Source organism: Kitasatospora sp. NPDC085879, assembly GCF_040686255.1.
GTDB lineage: Bacteria > Actinomycetota > Actinomycetes > Streptomycetales > Streptomycetaceae > Kitasatospora.
This window is the reverse complement of sequence record NZ_JBFBJZ010000084.1, coordinates 17123-28101: the sequence shown is the minus strand read 5'-3', so window position 1 is coordinate 28101 and position 10979 is coordinate 17123. Positions and strand designations below refer to the sequence as shown.

Here is a 10979-nt window from a genome sequence, read left to right as displayed (position 1 = left end):
GGGCGGAAGCGGGTGCGACACCGTCCCCGACGTCGGCGGGGACGCTCGGCCCCAGCATGCCACCGGGGAGCGGGCCGACCCAGCCCCCTGCGCACGACACCGGGGCCACACCCCCACCCACGGCCGCCGCTGCCCGCGGCGCCCCGGCGCAGCGCCGCACCCCCGCCAACAGCCCTCCGCCCGCTGGCGCGCCCGGCCGGGATCGTGTGTGGTGCCGGCCGGATGTCCGCACAGCGCTCCGGCGCGCTCCTGTCCTTCCCGGCCTCCGCCCCGGGCCTGCGCGGGCTGTTCCGTTCGAGTGCCCGCTGCGCCCCGCCGCTGGTCACCGGGTGCCGTCCTTGCCGGGCCTCGCCCGGTGCTCGTCCGCAGCCGCCCTCCCCGGGGGTGGTTCGGCACGCCGTTCCCGGCCTGCTGCTGGGCCCCGTCCCGCCGCTTCCCCGGTCGTCTGCTGCTGGCCCCGATGTCTTCGTCGGCCAGGCCCCCCGGGGGCCCGTTTCGCCGTACATCGGACGCCGCTGTGCCCGCCCGTCGTCGGGCCCCGGGTTCCGGCGTCGCGACCGCGCCGCCGGTGCCCGCTTCGACGTCGCTGCAGGGGGACCGGATACCCCGCCGTCCCCGTCCGGCGTCGTCCCCGCCGGCCACGGTGCGGACAGCCGCCGGTGCCCGCTTCGACGTCGCTGCAGGGGGACCGGATACCCCGCCGTCCCCGTCCGGCGTCGTCCCCGCCGGCCACGGTGCGGACAGCCGCCGGTGCCCGCTTCGGTGCCGCTGCAGGGGGACCGGATACCCCGCCGTCCCCGTCCGGCGTCGTCCCCGCCGGCCACGGTGCGGACAGCCGCCGGTGCCCGCTTCTGGATGCCGTCCAGGCTGCTGGATTCTGCCTTCCCGCCACCAGCCCGGGACGGCTTCGCCCCGGGGGCCGCAGACCCGTTCCGGGCCGCGCCCGCCCTGTGCTGCGCTCGCCCTGTGCTGGGCCCGCCCTGTGCTGGGCCCGCCCTGTGCTGCGCCCGTCCTGCGCTGCGCCGCGCCCGTCCTGCGCTGCGCCGCGCCCGTCCTGCGCTGCGCCGCGCCCTGTGCCGTGTCGGTGGTGGGTGACTGCAGCCGCTGAAGGCGGTCATGGTGAGCGCTGCGACCAGGGGAAAAGGGCAGGGTTCCGGCGTGGGCCTGGACATGGTCCCCGCCGCGTCGCCTGGCTGCGACGATCGGCGCAAGCCCCCGGGAGCCGGTGTGTGGATCAGCTCCAGAACTCGTTGCCGGTCTCCAGATCCTCGACGCATTCGTCCAGGTCGGTGACCTTCTCACCGACGATCCTGAACATGATCCCGCCCATGGCGTCCAGCTGCTTGCCGCCTCGTTCGGCGGTGGCGCGGTGCACCGACATCACGTGGCCCCGGCCGTCGATGAACAGGTGTTGCAGCTCGACCTTGAAGGAGCCGGCACTCTCGGTGCCGAGCCTGCGGTAGTACTCCAAGACCGCGTTCAGCCCCTTGTGGTCGCCGGAAAGGACGTGGCTGCCGGGAACATGGTGAGTCACGTCCTTGGCGAGGATCTCGGACAGGGTGGTCATGTCCCCGCGGGAGAACGCCTCGTATCCCTTGCGTACCAGCGCGACGTGCGGGTGCTCGGTCATGACGGATCACCTCTCTGGCCTCAACTCCTTGCCTCCAGCCTGTCACTGCCCCGGTGACACGACGACCCGGCAGCGCCCGGCCCGGGCACCCGGTCAGCTGCCCTTCATCGCCACCTCGCCCTCCTACAGGCGCACATGGGCCGGCCGGCCAGGCGTGGAGGCGGACCAGCGGGACCTGCCGGCGGCGACCGGCATCGAGAAGGACCTGGCCCGCTGGCGCACTCTGGCCTGTGAACGGTGGGGTCCGTGGCCGTCGCCGTGGTGCGCTCCGGCACGGCATGTGCGGTCCGCTGCTGGGCCCCGGTCCGGTCCCGGCCTGGGGGCGGCCGTCGCCTTCCGACCGGGCCTGCCCGTGATGCCCGTTGCCGTGCCAGTGGGAGTGCCGCTGCGCCTTCGTACCGCCCTCCCGGGGCGCCCGCCGTCGTACCGCCGTGTCGGCCCGGCCACCGGCGTGTTGTCGGCACGGGGGACTGTGGCGGTCGGCCGGGCTGTGTCGCTGTGCAGGAGGCGGTCGAGATTTCCGGGCCTTGTGGTCGGGCGGGGTGGTTCGTCGGTGGTGGCGCTCAGGCTGGTGTCGCGGAGTTCGGCGGCGGGGGCGCCGACCCCGGGGACCGGCCCACCCCGGGTCCGACCGGTCCGGGGGCGCCGTAGGCGGACCGCCCGAGCGGCCCCGCGGGCCCACATAGGGCCCTCAGGCCCGGGCCCCGGCCCCACCCGCCGCGGCCGCGGCTGGCTCCTGTACCGCTTGCCCCCGCCCGCCGCTGCGTCCCGGGGGTGTCCTGGGACAGAGCCCGGTCGCTGGGGAAGGCGACGGACGCCCCTCGAACCCCCTGCGGGGACCGTTCCGGCTGCGCCCCACGGGTTCCCGCCCGGCCGCTTCACCCCCCGGGTGCCCCGGCCGGCGCCCCGCGCGCAGTCGTGGGGGCGGCCCGGGGGCCGTACACATCCCGGACTGCCCCCGAGCACCTTGGCCGGTGGTCGGTGCTGCGCCGGTCCCGCTCGGTCCCGCTCGGTGTCGTCGCGCCCCGGCGGACCGGTTGGGGCTGACGTCGTGACACCAGGGCGCTGCTCCCTGCCTGCCCGCAGTCAGGGCAGCGGCACGGTGCCCGGTGGTGCGGCGCCTCACCTGCCGCCGCCCCTGCCGCTCCTGCCCGGTCCTGCTGTCGCTGGCAGGGGCTGGCTCGCCGGTCTGCTTGACCGCCCGTTGCGGTCTGCCGGGGGCTTCGTTCCGCAGCCGAAGCGGTGGGTGGTCGAGCAGGTTCAACGGCACCCTCATGCTCCACCGGCGCCTTGCCCACGATGACGACCACCGACCCGACAATGCCGCCTCCCGCGTCTACCGGGCGGCCACCGCCGGCGTACTCCGTCGCCTCACCACCCCCGGCCTCGTCTGGCGCGGCACGGTCGGGCCGGCCGTATGGGCGTCGCCGAACTGCTCCGGCTGCTGCGGGCCGGACACGACGAGATCGCCGCACGCGCCGACGGCCTGGGAGAGCAGATCGAGCAACTCGCCACTGTCCTCGCCGAGGTCGAGGCCTGCCTTGCCGAGACCGTCACCACCTGCAACGTTGTGCAGTCAGACCCCGTTGTGCAGTCAGACCCCTATCATCAGGGCGCGCAGACGGCGTACGCGGTCACGCCCTCCGCTCCGGCGACCTGCCAGCCGGTGGCGGGTGAGCCACCCTGCGGCCCGCTGAGGGTCACCGAGCCCTGCGCGCCCGCGAATCCGCCGCCCACCGCGAACGTGCCCACGGGGCATGAGGCGATTGCGCTTCCGTCGCTCGATCCGTCATCCGCGTCGGCAGCGGTGACGACCTGGCTCTGCGCACCAGAGGCCGGTCCCTGGGCGCCGACACCGCCCTGCACGCCTTGGACGCCCTGCGAGCCCTGGGCGCCCGTGACGCCCTGAACGCCCTGTGGACCCTGGGCGCCGATGTCGCCCTGAACGCCCTGTGGACCCTGGGCGCCGATGTCGCCCTGGACGCCCTGCGGACCCTGGGCGCCGATGTCGCCCTGGACGCCCTGCGAGCCCTGGGCGCCGATGTCGCCCTGGACGCCCTGCGAGCCCTGGGCGCCGATGTCACCCTGAACGCCCTGCCAGCCCTGCGGACCCTGCGTGCCCTGTGGACCCTGCGCGCCGACGTCACCCTGCGCGCCGACGTCACCCTGCGCGCCGACGTCACCCTGAACGCCCTGCGGACCCTGCGGACCCTGCGGGCCCTGTGGAGCGTTCCAGTCGTGGTGGTGGTGAGTCCACCCTTCCTGTTCGACGTCGTCTGCGATGTCGTCCGCGTCGCCGCTGTCGTCCGCTTCGCCTTGACCCTGCCACTGCGGGGGGTCGTCCGACGGTGAGTCATCGTCGATGTCGGTGGGGCGACTGTGCTGCCCGGGGTCGTCGGGGCCGTCGCCGACGGACGCGGGCTGTGTTCGGGGCTCGAAGTCGGCACTGACGGCGCCGTTTGGTCCCGGGACCCCGAGTGGTGCTGTGTGAGCGAGCGCGGGGGTCGATGAGCCCACGTTCACGGCTGCGGCGAGGACGCCGGCCGAGACCACGGTGATCGTTCTGATCCTGGATATGCGAGGCGAATTGCGGTTCACGCGAGGACCTTCCTGCCCATGAGATCAGCAGACACGCGGGTGGGCGCCGGACGGCAAAGGGCGCATGTGCGTGCTGCGCCGCCCCTCGGACGGCATCGGTGTGTGCCCAGAGGAACATGATTTCGTCACCGTTTCAGTCTCAACGGCGGAGTTCGTGTGGCCGTCCATGCCGTGGAGCGACAAGCATCGTGCCTGGTGGGGCTGTTGATCGGCGGGAATTCGGTTCGGTGGAAGTCCCGTGACCTGATTGAGTGAGGCGATCGAGGGTGATCGCTGAAATTCCCCATCATCGCGTTCAGGCGCGGGCCGGGCCTGCTCGCACAATTCCCCATCACCATCACCATCCCCGGCTGCTGGCCAGGGCGGTGTCGTTTTCGCGGAGTGTCCGGTTTGATCGCGTGATGTCCAGGGTGGTGAGAGTCCGGTGGGCGTCGCGGGCGTGGCGGCGGAGGCCGGCGGCGATGTTGCGGTGGTCGGTGAGGCGGAGTGCGCCGGTGGCGAGGTTCCGCAGCGTGGCCATGGCGCGGGGCGCGGTGTCGGTGGGGACGCGGGAGGCGTCTTCACCGTGGGTCATGTCCCTGGCGTGGTGGATCTTGTTCTCGATTTCCCCAGTGCTCACGGACATGCTGGGCGGTCTCGGCCGGTTCGGCCTGTCTGACGGTCAGGCTGGTGACGGCGTAGACGCGTTCGATGCTGATCTGGCCGGTGGTGACGGTCCGGCGACGGCGCACGATCTGAATGGCCTGGGAGGCGTGGGGGAAGTCGATTCCGCGGATGACGGTGCAGGTCTTGACGCGGCGGATCTCGTCGCGGCCATGGGCGGTGGCGCGGGTGTGCTGCTGCAAGGGGACGTCATGCCAGGGCAGGCGCTTCGGCGTGTGGTGCGAGGTCGGGTGGTTGCCCTTGATCGGGGCGATGAAGTGCGCGTTCTTCTCTTCGGCGAGGAATCCCGCGTGGATGTGCCGGGTGTGCGGGGCGTCGAAGGTGACCACTGTCCCGGCCGGGTCGAGCGGGGCGAGCAACGGTTGGAACACCCTGATCTCGCTGCCCTTCGCCTCCGCCTCCCGCTGGGCCGGTACCAGGCCGGCGGTGTTCATCGCGGCCAACAACTGGACCTGGGTGCCGTCGGCGCGGACCGCCCCGCGCACGGTCTTGCCGTCCACGGCCACAGCTGGTCGGGGCTGTTCAGCGGGGGCGCGGTCGGTGAGCCAGGCTCCGATCGCGGCGTCGAGCGCATCGCCGTCGACTCGCTGGAGCACGCGCCGGACGGTGGCCCCCCGCGGGGCAGCGGGTCCGGTGTCCGGGTCTCGGAGGCCTCCACCGGGACGAAGCAGCAGCTTGGGAGGTACGTCGGCAGCCCACTTCGTGATCGCGGCCAAGGACCGGGCTCCGGCCGGGACCGCGCAGGCGGCCAAGGCCGGGACGAATACCGGCGTGTGGCGCCTGCCCCGGGCGCGACGGGGATCCGGGACGGCCGCCGGCCGGGCTGACAGGCCCGACGGGTCCGCTGCTGACGGCGCTGCGGTGACGGAAAGTTGGCCCGGTCCGGCAGGGATGGGCGATGATGAGAGCGCAGGCGCGGTCTTCCGTTGCGGTGATCAGGGGCTCGACACCTCATGATCACTCGGAAGCCGTGCCTGCTTCCGTTCCACGGCCTGCACCGTCCTCGAAACACCCGGGCTGCTCGAACCTCCACGGATCGGGTCACTTCGCGAGCATGACGTAGCCCTGGTCCGGGCCCGGCACGGTCCATGTGGCCTTCGTCGCCGACGTGTTCTCCCGGAGGGCCGTCGGCCGGCGGGCAACCGGCCACACGCGCACCGGCCTCCTCCTGGACGCTCGCGATGGAATCCGGCACCCGGGGCTACCTGGAACGACGCATCGCCACAGGCAAGAGCCGCCGCGACATCGTCCGCCGCCTTTGAGCACCGGATCGCACGCGGGACCACGCGGGTCGTCGTCCCCACCGACACGGCAGCCGACAACCCCCGCCCCAGGGAGCTACTGCCTGACGTCCACGTAGGTATCAACGCCGAGCGGCTGCCCAGTTGAGGCACCCGGCGCCATCACACTCTGAAGTCGTCAGTGCACTAAAAGTTGCGACATGCAGAGTGCCGGTCGAGCCTGGCAGAGCGGACGCCGGCCATCGGCGTCCCTCAACACCCCATAGCCAGAAAGAAATTGCATCATGCGATTCAGCTCTGTTCTTCGCGCTGCCGGCGTCGCCTCCGTCATCGCTGCCCAAGCCTTCGTCGCGGCGCCCAGCTGGGCGGAGACCCCGGTTCCGACCCCGTCCTCGCTCTCGATCGCCGGTGCGCAGATCTCCGCTGTCGACCCCACCGAGCTCGATGTCGACCTCACGGTCACCTGCCCCGTCGGGGAGCAGCACCCCGTCTTCGTCACTGCGCGGCAGGACGGTTCGGCCGTGCCCGTGTGGGGCTGGGCGGTCGCGGACGTGACCTGCACCGGCGCGCCGCAGACGGTGACCGCCACGCTGACCGCCGAACCGACGGCCCCGGTCGCCGCCACCTGGCAGGCAGGACTGGTCGACGTGTTCGCGGTGCTCGCATGCAGTCCCGCCGCTGAGGCGCATGCGCAGATCACTCTCGTCTGACGCCTGCCTCCCGCGGCCGCTCCCACTGAAGAGTGGGAACGCGGCCGCGGGATCCGCACGCCGCGAGCCGAAGCGGGGGTCGGTGTCCCACCGCCTGTTCAAGGAGCCCCGCGGCGTCCCCATCGGCAACTGCCCCGACGCCCGGACCCGCGCCATGCTCCTGCGCGGGGCGTACGCGCGCTCGGCGAACGGGCCGAGCCGAACGCTGGTGCGGCCGCCGGCACGTCACCCTCGGTCCGCCTGGGTCCGCGCCCCGACGAGGGCCGTCCTCGCCCTCAACACCGCCTGGCGAGGGCTTCGTTGCGAAGACCTCCGTGCAGCACGTGTCGGGGAGCAGGGCGGTGTCGTTCTCGCGGAGTGTCCGGTTTGATCACGTGATGTCCGGTTGGAACACTCTGATCTGGCTGCCCTTCGCCTCCACCTCCCGCTGGGCCGGTACCAGGCCGGCGGTGTTCATCGCGGCCGACAACTGGACCTGGGTGCCGTCGGCGCGGACCGCCCCGTGCACTCGTCGACGAGAAGAACGCGTACTTCATCGCGCTGATCAGGGGCAACCACCCGACCTTGCACCACGCGCTGAAGTGCCTGCCCTGGCGTGACGTCCCCGTGCGGCAGCGCACCCGCGCCACCGCCCATCGAAACACCCGGGCTGCTCAAACCCCCACGAGTCAGGTCACTTCGCGAGCATGACGTAGCCCAGGGCCGCTGGTCCTTGACGGGGTGTCAGGGTCTTGGAGTTGTTGGCTTGTCGTCCGCTCTTCGGGCCGCGAGCGGTCCGGGGAGGGGAAATCTCGTGGCGTGGCCGGCGGCGGTGGGTGGCCGGTCGCTGGGCGGGGTCGGTGCCGCCGCGGGGTCGGTGCCGCCGTGCGTTCGATGGCGCGGTGCGTTCGATGGCGCGGTGGTCGCGGCCGGTGGTGTGGCGTTCGGCGGGGCTGCCGGTCAGATGGCGGGGGCCTGGATGCGGGTGTGGGTGAGGCTGTTGCTGGTGCCGCCGGGGGTGGTGACGGTGACCTGGACCGGTCCCGCGCTTCCGGCGGGTGCGACGGCGTTGATCTGGGTGGCGGAGACGGGGGTGAAGGAGGTGGCGGCGGTGCTGCCGAAGGTGACCGCGGTGGCGTTGGTCAGGTTGGTGCCGACCAGCGTCACCGTGATGCCGCCGGCCAGCGGGCCCTGGACCGGGTTGATGGAGGTGAGCGTCGGCGCCGCCAGGTAGGTGTAGGGCTGGCCGTTGCTGGTGCCGCCGGGGGTGGTGGCTGTGACGTTGACCGTGCCGGTGCCCGCGGGGGCGGTGGCGTTGATCTGGGTGGCGGACACCACCGTGAAGGAGGTGGCGGCGGTGCTGGCGAAGGTGACCGTGGTGGCGTTGGTCAGGTTGGTGCCGACGAGTGTCACGGCGGTTCCGGCCGCGGTCGGTCCCTGGCTCGGGGTGACGGAGGTGAGCGTCGGGGCGTTCAGGAAGAAGTACGCCAGGCCGTTGCTGGTGCCGCCGGGGGTGGTGACCTTGATCTGGACCGGTCCGGCGGTTCCCGGTGGTGCGACGGCGTTGATCTGGGTGGCGGACACCACGCTGAAGGATGCGGCCGCGGCCGTGCCGAAGGCGACGGCGGTGGCGTTGCTGAAGTTGGTGCCGGCGAGCGTCACGGCGGTTCCGCCCGCGGTCGGTCCCTGGCTCGGGGTGACGGAGGTGAGCGTCGGCGCACTGGTGTAGTAGTACGCGAGGCCTCCGCTGGTGCCGCCGGGGGAGGTGACCGAGACCTGGACCGGTCCGGCGGTTCCCGGTGGTGCGACGGCGGTGATCTGCGTGGCGGACACCACCGTGAAGGAGGTTGCGGGGGATGTGCCGAAGGTGACGGCGGTGACGCTCGTCAGGTTGGTGCCGGTCAGAGTCACCTGGGCCCCGCCCGCCGTCGGTCCCTGGATCGGCGTCACGGCATTGAGGCTCGGGCTCGGTACGTAGGTGAAGGGCACGCCGTTGCTGGTGCCGCCGGGTGTCGTGACCGTGATGGCGACCGTGCCGCTGCCGGTGGGAGCGAGGGCGCTGATCTGGGTACTGGAGATCACCGAGAACGAGACGGCGGGGGTGCCGCCGAAGCTCACGCCGCTCGCCGCGAGGAGGTTCGTGCCGGTCAGGACCACCGATCCGCCCGGTCCCTGGCTCGGGGTGACGGCGGTCAGGGTCGGCGCGTTGAGGAGGAAGAACGCGAGGCCGTTGCTGGTGCCCCCCGCAGTGGTGACCGTGGTCTGCACCGGTCCGGCGGGGCCGGGGGGTGCGGTGGCGGTGATCTGGGAGGGGGAGACGACGGTGTACGAGGTGGCCGGGGTGCTGCCGAACGTGACCGCGCTCGCCCCGGTGAGGTTGGTGCCGGTCAGGGTCACGATCGTGCCGCCCCCGGTCGTTCCCTGGATCGGGGTCAGGGAGGAGAGCGCCGGCGCCGGGACGTAGGTGAAGGACAGGCCGTTGCTCGTCCCGTCGGCGGTGGTGACCTTGACCTGGACCGTGCCGCTTCCGGCGGGTGCGGTGGCGGTGATCTGGGAGGGGGAGACGACGGTGTACGAGGTGGCCGCGGTGCTGCCGAACGTGACCGCGCTCGCCCCGGTGAGGTTGGTGCCGGTCAGGGTCGCGATCGTGCCGCCCCCGGCAGGTCCCTGGCCTGGTGTCAGGGATGAGAGCGTGGGCGGCGACGCCAGCAGGAGGGTGGCGATGCTCGGGGCGGGCGAGGTTTCGTCTGTGGGACCGGACGACGAGTGCGGGTCCTTGGAGGTGCCCATGGCACGCCTTTCTGTGGGACGGGAGGTTCCTGGTCCGGCGCCGGCGCCCGGGCAGAGAGGTGCCTCTTCGCCCGGGCGCCGGCCACCGCACGCTCCGAGGGAGCGGGCCGGCCGGAGGATGCGTCAGATGCCGGGGCCGGAGACGTAGGTGAAGCCGCCGACGGCGGTGGCGCTGCCGCCGGTGGTGGTGACCACCACGTCCTCCGCGCCGGCGGTCCCGGGCGGGGTCACGACCGACAGCGTGGTGTCGTTGACCACCGAGAACGGCGCCGCGGTGCCGCCGACGGTGACCGACTGGGTGGTGGAGAGGCTGGTGCCGGCGATGGTCACCGCGGTGCCGCCCGAGGTCGACCCGGAGGACGGAGTGATGGTGCTGACGGTCGGCGCGTCCACGTAGGTGTACGAGAAGCCGTTGTTCGTGCCGCCGACCGTGGTGACGCTGACGCTGACCGTGCCGGGGGACGTGCCGGCGGGCACGGTGACGCTGATCTGGCTGTCCGACGTGATGGTCGGGGTCGCGCTGTTGGCGCCGAACTGGACCGAGCTCGCGGTGGACAGCCCGGTACCGGTGATGGTGACGCTGTTCCCGCCCGCGGTGGGCCCGGAGGCGTCGCTGAGCGACGCCTTGAACGGGGCGCCGATGTAGTAGAACGAGAGCGGGTTGCTGGTCCCACCGGCGGTGGTGACCGTCACGCCGACCGTGCCGGAGCCGGACGGCGAGATGCAGGTGACCTGGGTGGGGGTGTTGGCGGTGATGGTGGCCGACTTGGTGCCGAACTTCACGGCGGTGGCGCCGGCCAGGTTGGTGCCGGTGATGGTCACCGTGGTCCCGCCTGCGGTGGATCCCTGGTTCGGGCTGATGGGCATGGTTGCCTCCAGAAGGCACTGGGTGGATCGGCGGATGCGGGCAGTCCGCGGCTGACAGCGCGGCACGGCGCTGGCCGGCGGACGTGCGCCGCGCTGCCGTGGACTTGGGCGTGCCCGGGTCCTGAAGTCCGGCGGCCCAACGGCAGCCCGGGCTCATGAGGTTCGGCCGACGTGGCCACGTCGACTCGCAGCGCAGGGGGATGCCGTGCGGGCAGGCCGCCCGATGACACGGACGGTTCCTTGAATCAGGCCGTCGAGCAGTGAGGTGGAGGTACTGATGAGGAGTACGCCGACCGAAACCGTCACGCCTCCGACACCAAGGACGGAGTGATCGGTTGGGGACGGACCCGCCGTACCGGCGAGCGGATCCACCCGTCCTGGACGGAAGGCCCGTCACGGCTCCTGCCCGGCAAGGCCGGCCCGTGGCCGAGGGCGCCCCGCTGCCGTTCCTGCGCGTGGATACGGACGGACCGTCCTTCGGGTACGTACAGTAACCCAGCC

9 protein-coding genes and 1 pseudogene are annotated in these 10979 nt (G+C 72.5%); 4 read left to right on the top strand and 6 right to left on the bottom strand.

Annotated elements, in window-relative coordinates; all coding sequences use genetic code 11:
* Positions 1–1234 precede the first annotated feature (1234 nt).
* Positions 1235–1630 carry a nuclear transport factor 2 family protein gene (locus AB0P35_RS36785; RefSeq protein ID WP_363519763.1) on the bottom strand — a complete coding sequence of 132 codons (396 nt, stop codon included), beginning with the start codon at positions 1628–1630 and terminating at the stop codon, positions 1235–1237.
* Positions 1631–2849: 1219 nt separating this feature from the next.
* Between AB0P35_RS36785 and AB0P35_RS36780 the strand changes: the two are divergent.
* From AB0P35_RS36780 to AB0P35_RS36770, 3 genes and pseudogenes are all read left to right on the top strand, one after another.
* Positions 2850–3012 (top strand): annotated as a pseudogene (locus AB0P35_RS36780) (IS5/IS1182 family transposase); the annotation flags it as partial.
* 35 nt (positions 3013–3047) lie between these two features.
* A complete protein-coding gene (locus AB0P35_RS36775; protein WP_363519761.1) occupies positions 3048–3539 on the top strand; it encodes a hypothetical protein in 492 nt (163 codons plus the stop codon).
* The gene (locus tag AB0P35_RS36770; protein WP_363519758.1) at positions 3500–3982 is read left to right on the top strand and encodes a hypothetical protein; all 483 of its coding nucleotides are present in this window, start codon (positions 3500–3502) and stop codon (positions 3980–3982) included. The genes AB0P35_RS36775 and AB0P35_RS36770 overlap by 40 nt, the downstream gene beginning before the upstream one ends.
* 583 nt (positions 3983–4565) lie before the next feature.
* On the opposite strand, the gene AB0P35_RS36765 is transcribed toward AB0P35_RS36770, so the two are convergent.
* Both AB0P35_RS36765 and AB0P35_RS36760 read right to left on the bottom strand, forming a co-directional pair.
* Positions 4566–4802 (bottom strand): hypothetical protein, encoded by a 237-nt coding sequence (locus AB0P35_RS36765; protein WP_363519755.1) that lies wholly within the window; start codon positions 4800–4802, stop codon positions 4566–4568.
* Positions 4789–5643 (bottom strand): ISAs1 family transposase, encoded by an 855-nt coding sequence (locus tag AB0P35_RS36760; protein ID WP_363519752.1) that lies wholly within the window; start codon positions 5641–5643, stop codon positions 4789–4791. Before AB0P35_RS36760 ends, AB0P35_RS36765 begins: the two co-directional genes overlap by 14 nt.
* Before the next feature lie 773 nt (positions 5644–6416).
* Here AB0P35_RS36760 and AB0P35_RS36755 point away from each other — a divergent pair.
* Entirely contained in the window at positions 6417–6842 is a 426-nt protein-coding gene (locus AB0P35_RS36755; protein WP_363519749.1) for a hypothetical protein, read from the top strand.
* A 370-nt stretch (positions 6843–7212) separates the two neighbouring features.
* Here AB0P35_RS36755 and AB0P35_RS36750 read toward each other — a convergent pair whose 3' ends face one another.
* The 3 genes from AB0P35_RS36750 to AB0P35_RS36740 form a co-directional block, all read right to left on the bottom strand.
* Positions 7213–7350: a hypothetical protein gene (locus AB0P35_RS36750; RefSeq protein WP_179419733.1), complete on the bottom strand. Its 138-nt coding sequence runs from the start codon at positions 7348–7350 to the stop codon at positions 7213–7215.
* A gap of 431 nt (positions 7351–7781) precedes the next feature.
* The gene (locus AB0P35_RS36745) at positions 7782–9611 is read right to left on the bottom strand and encodes an IPT/TIG domain-containing protein (RefSeq protein ID WP_363519745.1); all 1830 of its coding nucleotides are present in this window, start codon (positions 9609–9611) and stop codon (positions 7782–7784) included.
* Positions 9612–9734: 123 nt separating this feature from the next.
* Positions 9735–10478: an IPT/TIG domain-containing protein gene (locus AB0P35_RS36740; protein WP_095877505.1), complete on the bottom strand. Its 744-nt coding sequence runs from the start codon at positions 10476–10478 to the stop codon at positions 9735–9737.
* Between the last annotated feature and the right edge of the window lie 501 nt (positions 10479–10979).